This is a genomic window from Bacillus sp. FSL P2-0069 (assembly GCF_038593315.1).
GTDB classification, from domain to species: domain Bacteria; phylum Bacillota; class Bacilli; order Bacillales; family Bacillaceae; genus Bacillus; species Bacillus safensis.
In genome coordinates this window covers 2,843,054-2,859,003 of sequence record NZ_CP151984.1, presented here as the reverse complement: position 1 = coordinate 2,859,003, position 15,950 = coordinate 2,843,054, and the positions used below count along the sequence as shown (strand labels likewise).

General features: G+C 43.0%; 17 protein-coding genes and 1 pseudogene. 14 read left to right on the top strand and 4 right to left on the bottom strand.

What is annotated here, in order from left to right:
- Positions 1–146: 146 nt before the first annotated feature.
- Positions 147–1,043, top strand: coding sequence for a lipoyl synthase (gene lipA / locus NSQ34_RS14770; protein ID WP_008360456.1), 897 nt, complete (start codon positions 147–149; stop codon positions 1,041–1,043).
- A gap of 39 nt (positions 1,044–1,082) precedes the next feature.
- Here lipA and NSQ34_RS14765 read toward each other — a convergent pair whose 3' ends face one another.
- Entirely contained in the window at positions 1,083–1,718 is a 636-nt protein-coding gene (locus NSQ34_RS14765; protein WP_176967238.1) for a YhcN/YlaJ family sporulation lipoprotein, read from the bottom strand.
- A gap of 120 nt (positions 1,719–1,838) precedes the next feature.
- Between NSQ34_RS14765 and NSQ34_RS14760 the strand changes: the two genes are divergently transcribed.
- The 3 genes from NSQ34_RS14760 to NSQ34_RS14750 are packed head-to-tail and all read left to right on the top strand — an operon-like array spanning position 1,839 to position 3,360.
- A complete protein-coding gene (locus tag NSQ34_RS14760) occupies positions 1,839–2,114 on the top strand; it encodes a YutD family protein (protein WP_024423368.1) in 276 nt (91 codons plus the stop codon).
- Between the two features lie 19 nt (positions 2,115–2,133).
- Positions 2,134–2,568 carry a DUF86 domain-containing protein gene (locus NSQ34_RS14755; protein WP_034282630.1) on the top strand — a complete coding sequence of 145 codons (435 nt, stop codon included), beginning with the start codon at positions 2,134–2,136 and terminating at the stop codon, positions 2,566–2,568.
- A gap of 18 nt (positions 2,569–2,586) precedes the next feature.
- A complete protein-coding gene (locus NSQ34_RS14750; protein WP_176967281.1) occupies positions 2,587–3,360 on the top strand; it encodes a TIGR01457 family HAD-type hydrolase in 774 nt (257 codons plus the stop codon).
- A gap of 38 nt (positions 3,361–3,398) precedes the next feature.
- Here the strand turns inward: NSQ34_RS14750 and NSQ34_RS14745 are convergent, their stop codons facing one another.
- On the bottom strand, positions 3,399–3,899 hold the full coding sequence (locus NSQ34_RS14745; protein WP_025094161.1) for a phosphatidylglycerophosphatase A: 501 nt from the start codon (positions 3,897–3,899) through the stop codon (positions 3,399–3,401).
- A gap of 132 nt (positions 3,900–4,031) precedes the next feature.
- Between NSQ34_RS14745 and yutH the strand changes: the two genes are divergently transcribed.
- From yutH to NSQ34_RS14715, 6 genes are all read left to right on the top strand, one after another.
- Positions 4,032–5,054, top strand: coding sequence for a spore coat putative kinase YutH (yutH, locus tag NSQ34_RS14740; protein WP_176967240.1), 1,023 nt, complete (start codon positions 4,032–4,034; stop codon positions 5,052–5,054).
- 74 nt (positions 5,055–5,128) lie between these two features.
- The gene (locus tag NSQ34_RS14735; RefSeq protein ID WP_111926663.1) at positions 5,129–6,097 is read left to right on the top strand and encodes a D-glycerate dehydrogenase; all 969 of its coding nucleotides are present in this window, start codon (positions 5,129–5,131) and stop codon (positions 6,095–6,097) included.
- Between the two features lie 223 nt (positions 6,098–6,320).
- Positions 6,321–7,625: a homoserine dehydrogenase gene (locus tag NSQ34_RS14730; RefSeq protein WP_041115785.1), complete on the top strand. Its 1,305-nt coding sequence runs from the start codon at positions 6,321–6,323 to the stop codon at positions 7,623–7,625.
- On the top strand, positions 7,622–8,683 hold the full coding sequence (gene thrC, locus NSQ34_RS14725) for a threonine synthase (protein WP_034282619.1): 1,062 nt from the start codon (positions 7,622–7,624) through the stop codon (positions 8,681–8,683). The genes NSQ34_RS14730 and thrC overlap by 4 nt, the downstream gene beginning before the upstream one ends.
- Positions 8,680–9,612 carry a homoserine kinase gene (thrB, locus tag NSQ34_RS14720; protein WP_070325983.1) on the top strand — a complete coding sequence of 311 codons (933 nt, stop codon included), beginning with the start codon at positions 8,680–8,682 and terminating at the stop codon, positions 9,610–9,612. The genes thrC and thrB overlap by 4 nt, the downstream gene beginning before the upstream one ends.
- Positions 9,613–9,917: 305 nt before the next feature.
- On the top strand, positions 9,918–11,888 hold the full coding sequence (locus tag NSQ34_RS14715; RefSeq protein ID WP_342500958.1) for a S9 family peptidase: 1,971 nt from the start codon (positions 9,918–9,920) through the stop codon (positions 11,886–11,888).
- A gap of 216 nt (positions 11,889–12,104) precedes the next feature.
- Here NSQ34_RS14715 and NSQ34_RS14710 read toward each other — a convergent pair.
- Positions 12,105–12,404: pseudogene (locus NSQ34_RS14710) on the bottom strand (NifU family protein).
- Positions 12,405–12,525: 121 nt separating this feature from the next.
- On the opposite strand from NSQ34_RS14710, the gene NSQ34_RS14705 reads away from it, so the two are divergent.
- On the top strand, positions 12,526–12,855 hold the full coding sequence (locus NSQ34_RS14705) for a YuzD family protein (protein ID WP_034282615.1): 330 nt from the start codon (positions 12,526–12,528) through the stop codon (positions 12,853–12,855).
- A 100-nt stretch (positions 12,856–12,955) separates the two neighbouring features.
- Positions 12,956–13,186, top strand: a complete 231-nt coding sequence (locus tag NSQ34_RS14700; RefSeq protein ID WP_046313316.1) for a hypothetical protein — start codon at positions 12,956–12,958, stop codon at positions 13,184–13,186.
- Positions 13,187–13,236: 50 nt separating this feature from the next.
- Here NSQ34_RS14700 and NSQ34_RS14695 read toward each other — a convergent pair whose 3' ends face one another.
- Positions 13,237–14,304: an NAD(P)/FAD-dependent oxidoreductase gene (locus tag NSQ34_RS14695; protein ID WP_034282611.1), complete on the bottom strand. Its 1,068-nt coding sequence runs from the start codon at positions 14,302–14,304 to the stop codon at positions 13,237–13,239.
- A 255-nt stretch (positions 14,305–14,559) separates the two neighbouring features.
- Here NSQ34_RS14695 and NSQ34_RS14690 point away from each other — a divergent pair, with 255 nt between their 5' ends.
- Both NSQ34_RS14690 and dapF read left to right on the top strand, forming a co-directional pair.
- Positions 14,560–14,796 carry a YuzB family protein gene (locus NSQ34_RS14690; RefSeq protein WP_008346813.1) on the top strand — a complete coding sequence of 79 codons (237 nt, stop codon included), beginning with the start codon at positions 14,560–14,562 and terminating at the stop codon, positions 14,794–14,796.
- 270 nt (positions 14,797–15,066) lie between these two features.
- Positions 15,067–15,921: a diaminopimelate epimerase gene (gene dapF / locus NSQ34_RS14685; protein ID WP_034282609.1), complete on the top strand. Its 855-nt coding sequence runs from the start codon at positions 15,067–15,069 to the stop codon at positions 15,919–15,921.
- The last annotated feature ends 29 nt before the right edge of the window (positions 15,922–15,950 follow it).

The window sequence follows — 15,950 nt, the reverse complement described above, 5'->3', positions numbered from 1 at the left end:
TTCAATCTGTACTATGTTAAAGTGTCTAAAGAAAAGGCTTTAGGCCGAAGATTCAATTTTTTGCAGCTTCTTGGCTGCATCCATCGTATATAGCAGGAAGATTTTTGTAGATGCACCTTTAACGAATTCATATGGAGATGATGGAATTGGCAAAGAAGGAAGAGCACGTAAGAAAACCGGACTGGCTTAAAATTAAGCTGAATACGAATGAAAACTATACCGGTTTAAAGAAAATGATGCGGGAAAACAACCTGCATACCGTTTGTGAGGAAGCAAAATGTCCGAATATTCATGAATGCTGGGCAGTGAGAAGAACCGCTACATTTATGATCCTTGGATCTGTTTGTACGCGCGCATGCCGTTTCTGTGCGGTGAAAACTGGACTTCCGACTGAGCTTGACCTGCAAGAGCCAGAACGCGTGGCAGATTCAGTAGCCTTAATGAATTTAAAGCACGCTGTCATAACAGCGGTTGCAAGGGATGATCAAAAGGATGGCGGAGCAGGTGTGTTCGCTGAAACCGTTCGTGCGATTAGAAGAAAAAGCCCATTCACGACCATTGAAGTTCTCCCTTCAGATATGGGCGGTAATTATGATAACTTGAAGACGTTAATGGACACTCGTCCTGACATTTTAAATCACAACATTGAAACAGTTCGCAGATTAACGCCAAGAGTTCGTGCGCGTGCTACATATGATCGTTCATTAGAATTCTTGCGTCGTGCAAAAGAAATGCAGCCAGACATTCCAACAAAATCAAGCATTATGATTGGACTTGGTGAAACGAAGGAAGAAATCATTGAAGTCATGGATGATCTTCTTGCCAATAATGTGGATATTATGGCGATTGGCCAGTATTTACAGCCTTCGAAAAAGCATTTGAAAGTTCAAAAATACTACCATCCGGATGAGTTTGCAGAGCTGAAGGAAATTGCGATGTCAAAAGGTTTTAGCCACTGTGAAGCTGGGCCGCTTGTGCGCTCTTCCTACCATGCAGATGAACAAGTAAACGAAGCGTCTAAAAAGCGTCAGGCGCAAGCATAACAAAGAAAACGCCAGAGCTCTCTGGCGTTTTTTCTCGTATTAATTTTGGCCGTAAGGGGCGTTTCTTCTCATCGTACGGTCGGCATTCGTCATCCCATTTGCATCTTCTTGATTCGATATGTTCCCGCCTTGAGGGGAATACTTCATTTGCTGAATCGTTTTGGTTAAAATTTGGTCAAAATCACGTGAATTGGTTTGAAGACGTGAAAAATTGGCAATGGATTGAAAGTGCTCTGGATTATCAGAGACGTATACATGATAATAACGAGGGAGAACAGAAACCGCCGTTTTCTTTACTTGATCGGCAGATTCATCACGGTTTTTGTTTCCTGTTCGATACACGATGAGTGCATCCTCATCTGTCACAAGTGTGGCTGCATCTTTGATGTTTGGCAGCTGCACCGTTAGACTTGTAATCACGTGGGCAAGATGCTCACGATTTAAAGCAGGGGTTCTTTCTTTTTGATCCGTTACTTGCTGGCGCTGATAACGAACATATCCTGCTCTGTTTGTATCTGCTTCTGGCATGTTGGAATTATTTCCTTCATGACGATCCGACAGACGGATGGTTTTACTTGAAGAATCTTCATCCACTTGCCGGTTCATACCTGATTGAAAGCCGCACCCGCCTAAAAGCATGCTGAGGAGAATCGCGGCTGTTAGTTGTTTCTTCATAAATGTGACCTCCTTTTTCCTTTAGCTTCGTCTAAATCGGAAAAAACATGCTTTAGCAATTGATGGAGTTCTTCCAATGAATTATCATTAAAGATGGATCGTTTAAAAAGAGGTGAGAAGATGATCGTCGTTCAGAATGCTACCTTTGATCTTGTAAGAGATATCAAAGACGGCTTTAATGAAGAAGCGTTTAAAGCAAGGTACTCAGATATTTTAAATAAGTATGATTATATTGTGGGGGACTGGGGCTATAATCAGCTCAGGCTGAAAGGGTTCTTTGATGACCAAAACCAAAAGGCCACATTTGATACTAAAATCAGCACACTCGATGAATACATTTATGAATACTGTAATTTTGGCTGTGCCTATTTTGTCTTAAAGCGAATCAGAAAATAACGCAAAGGGGAGCGTCATAATGTATTTCGTAGACAGAAAAAAGATTGAAGAGACATTACGTTTTTTCGAGGAGCAATATGGATTGATGCAGAGTCATCAAACATGGACAAGTCCTCTTGAGAAAAAAGCGCTGGAACGAATTGTTCATTTGCTCGTCGAATGTATTCTTGATACTGGAAATGACATGATTGATGGCTTTATTATGCGTGATCCAGGAAGCTATGATGACATCATGGATATACTTGTTGATGAAAAGGTTGTACCAGAAGTGGAAGGAAGTCAGCTGAAAAAGCTTGTCTCATCCCGCAAAACACTTGTGCAGCAATATCAGGAAGTGGTTCATCATGACTTATTGCAGGTGATCAGCGAAGTAGAGCAGGCGCTAGAGGTCTTTCCAAGCCGCATCCGTACCTACTTGGAACAGGAGCTTGGCCCAGTATCAGCGTTTAAATAAACCATTGGAGTTGTGAGCATCATGAAATACAAAGGCTATTTAATTGATTTAGACGGGACCATGTATAAAGGAACAGAAAAGATCGAGGAAGCAGGTCAATTTGTTCAAAAGTTAAATGAATTGAACATCCCTTACTTGTTTGTCACGAATAACTCATCACGTACGCCAAAGCAGGTAGCGGAAAAACTCGTTTCATTTGATATCCCAGCAACAGAAGAACAAGTGTTTACAACAAGTATGGCGACGGCCAATTATATTGCTGAACAAAAGAAAGATGCGTCAGTTTACGTGATCGGTGAAGAAGGAATCAAGCAGGCCATTGAAGAAAAGGGGCTGACGTTTGGTCAGGAAGACGCTGATTTCGTTGTTGTTGGAATTGATCGGGGCATTACATATGAAAAATTAGCAGTAGGTGCGATTGCCATTCGTCAAGGCGCACAATTTGTCTCAACAAATGGAGATATAGCTATTCCAACAGAAAGAGGGCTTTTGCCAGGGAACGGCTCGTTAACATCCGTACTGACCGTGACGACAACGATTCAGCCGACATTTATCGGAAAGCCGGAATCCATTATTATGGAACAAGCGATGCGTGTACTTGGGACAGATGTGTCTGAGACGCTCATGGTGGGTGATAATTATGATACGGATATTATGGCAGGAATGAATGCAGGAATGGACACATTACTCGTCCATACAGGTGTGACAACAAAAGAGCTGCTTCAGAAGTATGAAAAGCAGCCAACCTATGTCATTGATTCATTATCCGAGTGGATCGAGCGATTATCATAAAAAAGAGGACAAGCGTTATGCGCGCGTCCTCTTTTTCTTTATTCCGCATTTCTTGCACTATGTGCCAACCTGCTTGATGCGGCAGCAGCAATAGCGCCAACAATGTCATCTAAAAAGGTGTGGCATTCGCCTGTGGATTTATCGTTGAGTTTCCCCAGAATACCTGGTTTTTCTTTATCGATATATCCGTAATTTGTAAAGCCGATTGAACCATAAATATTGACGATAGCAAAGGATAAAATTTCATCAACGCCATACAAGCTTTCGTCCGTTTCAAGTATTGATTGAAGCGGCTCAGTCAGCTTCTTTTGCTCGGCGAGTACGTCTAGTTCAACGCCCGTTAATATCGCATTTTGGACTTCACGTTTTGCGATGACACGCTCCACATTGTGGATGCACTCTGTCATGTCTAAGCCAGGATGATATTTTTCCTGTAAAAAGTAGACAAGGTCTGCTATATCTTGAATGGTTACGCCTCGTTCTTGTAAACGGCGTCTTGCTGTTTTTTCTACTTCGTTCATCTCATGATGATGCGGCATGTATTCCTCACCCAATCCTCGTAATTTGTCCACAACGTGTAAAAAGCTTCGGATAGTAAATAGTATTCATAAATCCCTCAACCTGCGACTACGATATGATAAGAGATTGATCATAGGAACGCAGGTGAAAACATGAAAGAAACCATTTATCACACATTTGGTATTGATGTTCGTCAATTTACGCCATATGGCAGTTATCAGAGCTTTCAAACGGCGGAGGCTCTCTTCCTCATTGTTACTGTGTCTCATTTGCGAGAAGAAGAACTCTCGGAGTTGTATCATATCAGTCAGTATTTACTGAATGCTGGAGACCCATACGTCGCTGTGTTTGAATTAACAAATGAAGAGAAACCCACCTTTACTCATGGGAAGGAGCAGTATGCTTTATTAAAAGCAGCGCCTCCGCTCTCAAGCCGCTCGTTTCAGCAAGCGTCAGAACTGGCAGCCTTTCATGTCAGGGGAAGAGGCTTTCCATATGAAGTATCCGAAACAAAACGTGTCGGTGCCTGGAAGGAATTATGGGCAAAACGATTAGATCAGCTCGAAGGCTTTTGGATGCAGCAAATGCATCAAAAACCGCTGGAACGGTTTGAACAAAAATTCATTGAATCGTTTCCGTATTATCTTGGATTAACGGAGAATGCCATTCAATATTTAGTCGATACTGAGCTTGATGATGAACCGAAAGAAGGTGACTCAGGCACTGTCTGTCATCAGCGCTTTTCACGTATGACATGGCCGCATGAGCAGCCGCTGCGTTTACCTGTGGATTGGGTCTTTGATCATCCAACCCGTGATATTGCCGAATACTTAAGAGAGACCTTTGTACAGCATAAGGAGGATTTAATTGAAGAAGGCTTTTCCTTTCTTCAGCAATATGAGGAGGTGACACCTCTTTCCTCCTTTTCAAAGCGTTTGTTATACAGCCGCCTGCTGTTTCCGCTTCATTACTTTGAAATTGTGGAAGGCTACTATATGTCAGGAGAAAATGAAAAGTCATACTATGAAGAGCGGTTAGATTACGTCTTAAATGATGCCAATCGCTATGAATACTTTCTAAAGGTCTTTCAAGAAATGAGTGCCATGCGAAGCGGCGGGAGCCCCATTCCGGCTGTTGGCTGGATTCAGCCTGCAGCTGATTTGAAGTTTCAGTGAACAGAGGAAACGTCTCTTTTCTCTTGAGGCGTTTTTCGTTATGCTTAAAGAAATCAATTAAAGGAGTGTTCTTCTTGCCAAAACCTTATGTCTATATCACAAGAAAGCTGGATGAAGCATCACTTACACCATTAAAAGAAGTCGCTCATGTTGAGATGTGGCAAAGCGAGGATGAGCCGTGTCCAAGAGAAGAGTTAGAAACACAAGCTGCTAAAGCGGATGCGCTTCTCACCATGCTGTCAGATCAAATAGATGAGCCGCTAATATCAAAGGCTCCAAATATCAAGGTGGTCGCAAACCTTGCTGTTGGCTATGACAATATTGATCTTGAAGCAGCCAAAAAGCACGGAATCACCGTATGTCATACACCAGACGTCTTAACAGAATCGACGGCGGATTTAGCCTTTGCTCTTCTGATGGCGTCAGCTAGACGCATTGTCGAGGCGAGTGATTGGATTAAGGATGGAAACTGGACAGGCTGGGGGCCGCTTCTTCTTGCCGGTGCTGATGTTCATCACAAAACGCTCGGGATTGTCGGAATGGGCAGCATTGGAACAGCACTTGCCAAGCGGGCCAAAGGCTTTAATATGAATGTCCTTTATCATAATCGTTCAAGAAAACCCGAAGCAGAAGCGCAGCTTGGCGTGACCTATGCGGCTTTTGAGGAACTGCTCAAGCAGTCTGATTTCATCGTCTGTCTGACGCCGTTAACCCCGGAAACGAAAGACATGTTTAATGAAAAAGCATTTGATCTGATGAAGAACTCTGCTTATTTCATTAACGTATCAAGAGGACAGACTGTGGATGAGGATGCTTTATACGAGGCTGTCACAACAGGAAAAATTGCCGGCGCTGGTCTGGATGTATTTAGACAGGAACCTGTCAGTCCGTCTCATCCGTTAACGACATTACCTAACGTCACAGTACTTCCTCATATTGGAAGTGCTAGTGTCGAAACAAGAAAAACAATGATGCGTTTATGTGCTGAAAATATTGCGCTTGTCTTACAAGACGAGCCAGCCAAAACGCCGGTTCGTTTATAATATAAGGCTTCCCGGTGTTCGGGAGCTTTTCTAACAAAAATATTTCGAAAATATAGAATCTTGATATAAATAGCTGTTAAGCGGTTTCATTCTGACAATCTCTTATTTTATTACCTTGTCAAAATGAGGATACCCCTTTATAATGTGTGTACATTGAATGTCTGTGTAAGGTTAACAAATGTCTTTTTAGAGAGGACATTTACGTAGAAAGGTGGAATTTCAGGTGAAGGCAATTCGAGTTGGGCTATTAGGATTAGGAACAGTGGGAAGCGGTGTCGTAAAAATTATCCAAGACCATCAGGATAAATTAATGCACCAAATCGGCTGTCCGGTATTAATACAAAAAGTGCTTGTGAGCAATCCCGATAAAAAAAGAGATGTGGATGTCGCAAGAGAGGTCTTCACAACTGAAGTATACGATGTGATTAGAGATCCAGAGGTCGACGTCATCATTGAAGTGATGGGCGGCATTGAAGAGACAAAACAATATTTAATAGATGCGTTGAATGAGAAGAAGCATGTCATTACAGCCAATAAAGATTTAATGGCGCTTTACGGTACGGAGCTTTTACATGTAGCGAAAGAAAATGGCTGTGATCTTTATTATGAAGCAAGTGTCGCCGGAGGAATTCCGATTCTGCGTACGCTGGAGGAAGGGCTGGCCTCTGACCGAATCACGAAGATGATGGGGATTGTGAACGGTACAACGAATTTTATTTTAACGAAAATGAATGTCGATAAAAGCGCATATGAGGATGTCTTAAAAGAAGCACAGGATCTAGGCTTTGCAGAAGCAGATCCGACAGCTGATGTAGAAGGGCTGGATGCAGCAAGAAAAATGGCGATTCTTGCAAGACTCGGCTTTTCCATGAATGTAGATTTAGAGGACGTCAAGGTGAAAGGTATTTCTGATATCTCTGATGAGGATATTAATTTCAGTAAGCGGTTTGGCTATACAATGAAGCTGATCGGAATTGCTCAGCGGGACGGAGAGAAAGTAGAGGTCAGCGTTCAGCCAACTTTACTTCCTGATCATCATCCATTATCATCCGTCAACAATGAATTCAATGCGGTGTATGTCTACGGAAGTGCTGTAGGAGAAACGATGTTTTACGGACCTGGAGCAGGAAGTCTGCCAACGGCAACAGCTGTTGTATCAGACTTAGTCGCAGTAATGAAAAACATGCGCCTTGGCGTGAACGGAAGCGGATTTATCGCACCGCAGTTTGAGAAGAAGATCAAATCCTCATCAGAAATATTTGCTCAGCAATTTTTAAGAATTCATGTTAGAGATCAAGTCGGTGCATTCTCTCGCATTACATCTATTTTTTCTGAAAGAGGCATCAGCTTTGAAAAGATCCTTCAGCTTCCTGTGAAAGGACATGATGAGCTGGCTGAAATTGTGATTATTACACATCAGACCTCAGAAGAAGATTTCTCAAATATCCTGCAAAAATTAAACGACCTCGACGTGGTGGTTCAAGTGAAGAGCACGTACCGAGTAGAAGGGAACGGTTTAAGCCGATGAAATGGAATGGACTCATTGAAGAATTTCAAGAATTCTTACCAGTAAACGAATCTACACCTAAACTAACATTAAATGAAGGGAATACACCGCTGGTCCACCTCGCCAAGCTTTCAGAAAAGCTGGGGATTGAGCTTCATGTGAAAACAGAAGGCGTCAATCCAACAGGCTCTTTCAAGGATCGAGGAATGGTCATGGCCGTTGCAAAGGCGAAAGAAGAAGGCAATGATACGATCATGTGCGCCTCAACAGGGAATACCTCTGCAGCAGCAGCGGCTTATGCAGCCCGTGCTGATATGAAATGTATTGTCATCATTCCAGACGGGAAAATTGCCTTCGGTAAGCTTGCACAGGCCGTCATGTACGGAGCAGAAATCATTGCCATTGACGGCAACTTTGATGATGCACTGAAAATCGTCCGCAGCATCTGTGAAAAAGCGCCGATTGCCCTTGTGAACTCGGTCAACCCTTATAGAATTGAAGGACAAAAGACAGCGGCATTTGAAATCTGTGAGCAGCTAGGCTCTGCCCCGGATGTACTGGCGATTCCTGTTGGAAATGCCGGGAACATCACGGCCTACTGGAAAGGCTTCAAGGAATATCACGAGAAAAAGGGAACAGGACTGCCTGTCATGCGCGGTTTTGAAGCAGAAGGTGCAGCGGCAATCGTTCGAAATGAAGTGATTGAGCAGCCAGAAACAGTGGCAACGGCTATCCGTATCGGAAATCCAGCGAGCTGGAAACAAGCTGTGGCAGCCGCAGATGAATCAAACGGAAAGATTGATGAAGTGACTGATGAAGAAATTCTTCATGCATATCAATTGATTGCACGTGAAGAAGGTGTGTTTGCAGAGCCGGGCTCATGTGCGTCGATTGCGGGCGTTCTAAAGCAGGTGAAATCTGGAGAAATCAAGCCAGGCAGTAAAGTTGTTGCGGTACTAACAGGCAATGGGCTGAAAGATCCAAATACGGCTATCGATATTTCACAAATCAAGCCGGTCACACTCGATGCAGATGAAGATCAAATTCTTGAACACTTAGAAAAGGCCGCACGCGTATGAGTGAAGCCTCCATGCTTTTTTCAATCACAGTACCGGGAAGCACTGCCAATTTAGGACCAGGCTTTGATTCAGTTGGAATGGCGCTCAGCCGCTATTTAAAGCTATCGGTCTTTGACCATGATAGCTGGCTGTTTGAAGCAGAAACAGATGTCGTGTCTGGGATTCCATCAGGCACCGACAACCTGATTTACCAAACAGCCAAAAAGGTCGCAGATGACTTTGGAAAAACACTCCCGCCTGTTCATGTCAAAGTGTGGAGTGATATTCCATTGGCACGGGGGCTTGGCAGCAGTGCTGCTGCCATCGTGGCCGCCATTGAACTTGCCAATCAGCTTCTTGAATTAAACATGACAGATGATCAGAAGCTCTTTTATGCAAGTGAGGTAGAAGGTCATCCAGATAATGCGGGTGCCTCTTTATTCGGTGGTTTACTGATTGGTCTCCACGAAGAAGACAAAACACATGCCGTGAAAGTGCAGCATGTGGATGTAGATGTCGTCGTGGTGATTCCTTTTTATGAAGTGCTGACAAAGGATGCCCGTGATGTCCTGCCAGAGGATTTCTCCTATAAACATGCCGTCAGTGCGAGTGCTGTGAGCAACGTCCTAGTGGCCGCCTTAATGACGCAAAACTGGCCGCTTGTTGGAGAAATGATGAATAAGGATTTATTTCATCAGCCTTACCGCACAATGCTTGTGCCAGAGCTTTCAAAGGTAGAGCATGTCGCTTCTCTCAAAGGAGCCTATGGAACGGCTTTGAGCGGTGCTGGGCCGACGATCCTCACCTTAGTGGAAAAAGGGAAGGGAGAAGCGCTGAAAGAACAGCTTGCCCAAAACTTCCCGCATTGCGAAGTCGATTTGCTGACGGTGCCAGTAGAAGGTGTTGTCGTGCAGCATCATCCTGTTAATCAAGTAAAGAACGTGCTGTGAATCTGCACGTTCGCAGCGTGTAGACAAACCCTCGCATTCGTTGTCAGTCCTGCGCGCTGGTGCTCACGAATGTTCAATTCGCTCCGCGCCAGTGCTCGTTCTTCCTAGACTGCAAAGGTTTTCAGGTCACGCTGAAAAGAAGAAAAAGAGCTAAAATAAAGATCATTTTAGCCCTTTTTCAACAATCTAAGAACGTGCTGTGAATCTGCACGTTCTTTTTTTATGCTTGTTTTTATATGAAGAAGCAGGGATTATTATTTAGAGGATCGAACTATTTTTTAAGCATAAAAGGGGGAGATACGTTCATGAAGAAATTGATGACGGCAGAAGATTTAACGAAGATTGTTTCTGTTTCCCATCCGGTTTATTCACCAGATGGAAAAAAGGCAGTCTTTACAAAAGTCACTGTGAATGAGAAAAAAGACGATTACAACATCCATTTATGGGTTCGAAATGAAGAGACAGAGGAGCTGGCACAATGGACATTTGAGGATGGAAAGCATCATCAGCCAGTTTGGTCAAAAGACGGCAGGCAGCTTGCTTTTATTTTACAAAAGCCAAAGGAAGTCCCTCAGCTGGCGCTCATGAAGAGCGAAGGAGGCGGCGTGCGAACCTTAACGACGATTCCTTACGGAGTATCTCATCCTGTCTTTTCTCCAGATGGTGCTTTTCTTTATGCGGCTGTGTCATTGAAACAATCAGAATCTGTTCATGATGAAAAAAAGGAAGAGCAAGATGACTTTGCTCCAGCGGTATATGATGATTTGACCTATAAAGCAGATGGAAGAGGCTTTTTAGATGGGCGTGTCACGCAGATCGTGAAGGTGGATATCGATTCAGGAGAGATAGAGCCTGTCACGAGCGAGCAGGTTCATCATATGAATCATACGATTTCTCCTTGCGGCAAATGGCTTGCCTTTATTCAATTAAATCCACAGATACCTTACATAAGTGACGTGTGTCTTCTGTCATTAGAAGATGGTCAGACAAAAAAGATCACACAAGCAAATGGCGCTTATTCCACCGTATCTTTTTCTCCGAATGGAGAGAGTCTTTTGTATATTGGACATGAGCGTGAATTTCAAAATGCCACCTTCCCATCACTATGGTTGTATGATCTGAAGGAAGAAAAGACGGTTCAACTGTCAGAAATGCTCGATATGTATGTTGGGAACTGTATGGCAGGAGATAGCGTGATGGGAGAGGTCTATCAGCTTCCGCAGTGGACAAAGGACAGCCAAGGGTTTTTTGCGCTTGTTTCTGATCAAGGCAGTACAGGGATTTATTATTTCTCTATTGAAGGTTTAGCCTATCCTGTTCGACTAGAGGCGGAACATATCACCAATTTCAGCCTTCATCCAGATGAATCCAAACTGCTGCTCAGCCGGCTTTCACCTGTCTCACCAAGTGAGCTGTATGAGATGACATTAGGGGAGACAGAACTAAAGCAAATCACATTCGAGCATCATGATTTTCTAAAGGAGCATATCGTATCGGAACCTGAACCATTTTCTTTTCAGTCAAAAGATGGAGACGAGGTGCATGGCTGGTTTATGAAGCCTTCCAAGATGGAAGAGGGAAAGAAATATCCGCTCATTCTAGAGGTTCATGGCGGACCGCATGCGATGTATGGTCATACGTATTTTCATGAATTTCAAATGCTCGCTTCTGAAGGCTATGCCATCGTGTATATCAATCCGCACGGCAGTCATGGGTATGGACAGATGTTTACCGATCGCGTGAGAGGAAGCTATGGTGACGTTGATTATGACGATGTCATGCAGGCTGTTGATCATGTGCTCACAGCCTATGATTTCCTTGATGAAACAAGGCTTGGCGTGACAGGCGGCAGCTATGGCGGTTTTATGACCAACTGGATTGTCGGTCAGACCGACCGCTTTCGCGCAGCGGTCACACAGCGTTCCATTTCAAACTGGATTAGCTTTTATGGCATCAGTGATATCGGTTATTTCTTTACAAGGTGGCAGATTGATGGGGATATTTATGATTCTGTCGATAAGCTATGGGATGGTTCGCCGCTAAAATATGTGAAGCAGATGAACACGCCGCTGCTCATCTTGCACAGTGATGAAGATTATCGCTGTCCAGTTGATCAAGCAGAGCAGCTTTTTGTGGCCTTGAAGGAGCTTGGGAAAGACACAAGATTGGTCAAATTCCCGAAGGCATCTCATGATTTATCCAGAAGCGGCCACCCGGGGCAGCGTATTCAAAGACTGACTTTTATAAAGGAATGGTTTAGAGAAAAGCTAGCCTAATAAAAAACGACCCTTCAGCGTGCTGACAAACCCTCGCATTCGGTGTCAGTCCTGCGTGCTGGTGCTCACGAATAGAAAATTCGCTCCGCGCCAGTACTCGTCCTTCCTAGACTTCAAGGGTTTTCATATCACGCTGAAAAGAAGACAAAGGGCTAAAGCCTTTGTCAATCATGAAAAAAACGACCCAAATCGGGTCGTTTTCATGTCATATATGAATTAGAAAACCTGTTCAACTTCTACAACGCCAGGCACTTCTTCTAATAATGCGCGCTCAATACCGGCTTTCAATGTAATGGTTGAACTTGGGCAGCTGCCGCATGCACCAAGAAGACGTAATTTCACAATGCCATCTTCAATGTCTACAAGCTCACAGTCTCCACCATCACGTAATAGAAATGGACGAAGTTTGTCCAGTACTTCCTGTACTTGGTCTTTCATTTCGACTTCAGTCATTAGATATAATCGCTCCTTTCACAACATATCACCATTATATTCATCTGGACGATAAAAATCTATTGATTGGTTTCAAAGTTTCCTTTTCATTATAGCACAATCTCATCTTGAAACAAAAAGTGATTTTTGCTTTTTTCATCCAGAAAATTCAGCTAAAATGAAGTAAGAATAGGGGGCTTGTCAAATGAACAAAACCGTCGATCTTTATGTTTATGGAAGAGATGTACTGTGCGCCAGCTGCGTGAATCTGCCTTCTTCAAAAGATACGTTTGAATGGTTAGATGCAGCATTAAAACGAAAATATCCGAATCAGCCATTTCGCATCACATATATTGATATTGAGCACCCGCCAGAAAATGAACAACAAAAGGAATTGTCTGAACGAATTCTTGATGATGAATTCTTTTATCCGCTTGTCTTAGTAGAGGATCAAATCGTTGGAGAGGGCAATCCAAAATTAAAAGACATTTATCAAGAAATGGAGAAATACGGGTACAAGGAGAGCAGTGAATAAGCTGTTCTTTTTTTGAGGAAGAAAATAGAACAAACGTTCCATTTTGTGTTGAAAAAGAACGTTTGTTCGTTTATAATGAAATGAAAGGAGCGTGAGCATCATGAATTATTTACTGAAACAATCTCTTCATCAGCAAATACCGATTGAGATGATTTATATGAAGAAAAATGGAGAGTGCACAAAGAGAAAAATCATTGTCCACCGTCAAACGGATCAGCTCATCCAAGCATATTGTTTATCGAAAAAGACGATGAGAACCTTTCGTAAAGACTGCATCCTTGCCCTTGCTCCGATCAAATGGACCCACTCATCGGCACATGCCGTTTCATAGAAAAAAGCTCCCTCATCATGAAGGAGCTTTGAGAAAAAATTCACATAATTTTAGCCGTTGTGATGTTTGTACATCCAAAGGAGTCCAGATTTCAGGAGTCTTGGCACCCGCCCAACAAGTGGACGATCAGCCACTAAGCCAAAGCCGGCTTTTTTCCCTAAAGAACCTAAAACACCTTTTAGCTTAAACTGTGGATAAGCCTCAGGAAGCGGCTCATTTTTCCAGCGTTTTTGCAGCGATTGGACAATTTGTTCTGCCTGCGCCTCAGCAAGCTGTGCACTTGGGGCATGCGGCAGACTTGCGCAGTCACCTACAACATATACATGCTCATCCCCTGGGAGGTTGTGATGAGGAGTTAATACGACGCGGCCTTGTGCGTCTTTTTCAACATCCATCTCACGTACCACTTTGCTTGGCTGTATTCCTGCTGTCCACACGATGACATCTGCTTCAATCGCGTCATCATGGTTGTAAACGACACCTTCTTCAACCTTTGTAATATTGGCACAGTTAATGATCTTTACGTCATTTTCTTCAAACCACTTTTGCACATACAAACTTAATCTTTTTGGGAAGCTCGATAGAATCAGCTCTCCGCGGTCGAAAAGAATAATGTTTAAATCAGCACGGCTTTCTCTTAGTTCACTGGCCAGCTCTACCCCGCTAAGTCCAGCACCGACGATGCCAACCGTTGCACCTGCGCTCAAATTGTTTAATTTGTTATACGCATGTCTTGACTGATCAATGGTTTGAATGCTGTATGTATGTTCTTTCGCACCAGGGACATTATGATACTTGTCCTCACAGCCGAGTCCAATCACCGTGTCATCATACGGAATCGGTTCACGGTCGCTGAATAAAATCTGTTTGTTTTCAATATCAATTTTTTCTACTTCCCCGTATTGAATATCCAGCTTCGGATGCTCTGGAAAAGATACTCGAATGTGATGATCAGAGATCGTTCCAGCAGCAAGTGCATAATATTCTGTTTTTAAACAGTGGTAAGGATTTCGATCAATTAATGTGATAGTGACATCATCAGGTAATTGATTTGGCAATAAGCGGTGGAGAACCCGCATATTCCCGTAACCTCCGCCGATCAAGACTAAATTTTTCATGACGATTCTCCTTTTCCCCGTAGACATTGAAAAACACTTATACTAAAAAACTTTAAGTTAAAATACCAAATAAAATTATATCGAATTTACTGTGAAACCACAATAATTGTTTCAAAATAACCTACATATTCATCAGTTAGTCCTAAATAGTAAAACATTTTACGAGGAATAGGCGTAACGATACAGATGAAGCTCATATTTTGACTAATACAAGGAATTTCGGTAGGATGGTAAGGCAATGTGAGGTGAAGCACAGTGTTTCCACTGATCGAATTTTGTGTAAGTAATCTTGCACAAGGGTCTCAAGAAGCAAAAGAGAAGCTTGAAAAAGACCCAAACCTAGACGTAATGGAATACGGCTGTTTAAGCTATTGCGGCAAATGTATGGACTCCCCATTTGCACTTGTGAATGGAGAATTTGTTTCAGGAGAAAATGCAGAGCAGCTAGTCGAGCGTATTTATGCTTTTATAGAGGAAAACGACATGTTTTAAATGCACCACATGGGTCATGAGGTGCATTTTTTTCACATTTTCATCTTCCATTTTTAAGGAGAATTAATAGAAAGCGCATCCAATATGTTATGCTAATAAAATATCATCAATATGAAGCATCACACGAGAGAAAAAGAGGCATATGCATAATAAAAGCCCTTTGCCATGACAGCAAAGAGCTTCTATGTATGAAAAACGGGGGATGATAAGATTGTCTCCTGAATCGACTCCTTTTATACTATAAAGAAACAACATTTTTGGAGGAAGCTCATGACATCATTTCAATTCACGAAAATGCACGGATTAGGAAATAATTATATTTACGTCAATCAGATGAAGGAACAGCTTCCAGAAGAGCAGCTATCAGAGATAGCGATCCGCGTTTCTTCTGTTTATACAGGAATCGGTTCTGACGGGATGATCCTTATTTGTCCATCAGATGTTGCACCTGTGAAGATGCGCATTTTCAACAATGATGGATCAGAGGGCAAAAACTGCGGTAACGGGCTGCGCTGCGTTGCAAAGTATGTGTATGAGCATCAAATTGTGACGGACACAACGTTCCAGATTGAGACATTGTCAGGACTCGTTGAAGCGACCGTTCACGCTCAGGATGGTCACGTTCAGCTAGTCACAGTAGATATGGGAAAACCACGTTTTGAAAAAGAAGCGATGCCAATGCTTGGTGAACCGGACAGCACAACGATTAATGAGGCACTTGATTTTGGCAAGGCAGTTTTAAATGGAACGGCCGTTTCAATGGGAAACCCGCACATCGTTTTTTATTTAGAGGACATTGAAAAAGCACCGCTTCATACACTTGGACCAATCATCGAAAAACACCACATGTTCCCAGAAGGCGTCAATGTAGAATTTGTTGAAGTTGTCAGTGAAACAGAACTGCATTTTCGTGTGTGGGAAAGAGGTTCAGGGATTACACAGGCCTGCGGAACAGGGGCCTGTGCTGCGGCTGTATCCACAATTGTGAATGGTCAGGCGAAAAAAGAAACAGACATGACCGTTCATTTAGCAGGCGGAGACCTCATCATTCGCTGGAAAGACAATGACCACGTGCTCATGACAGGACCTGCTGAAACGATTTGTGACGGCACATTTTATCTCTAAACCATTTATTTGAGAAAAGGCATCATCAC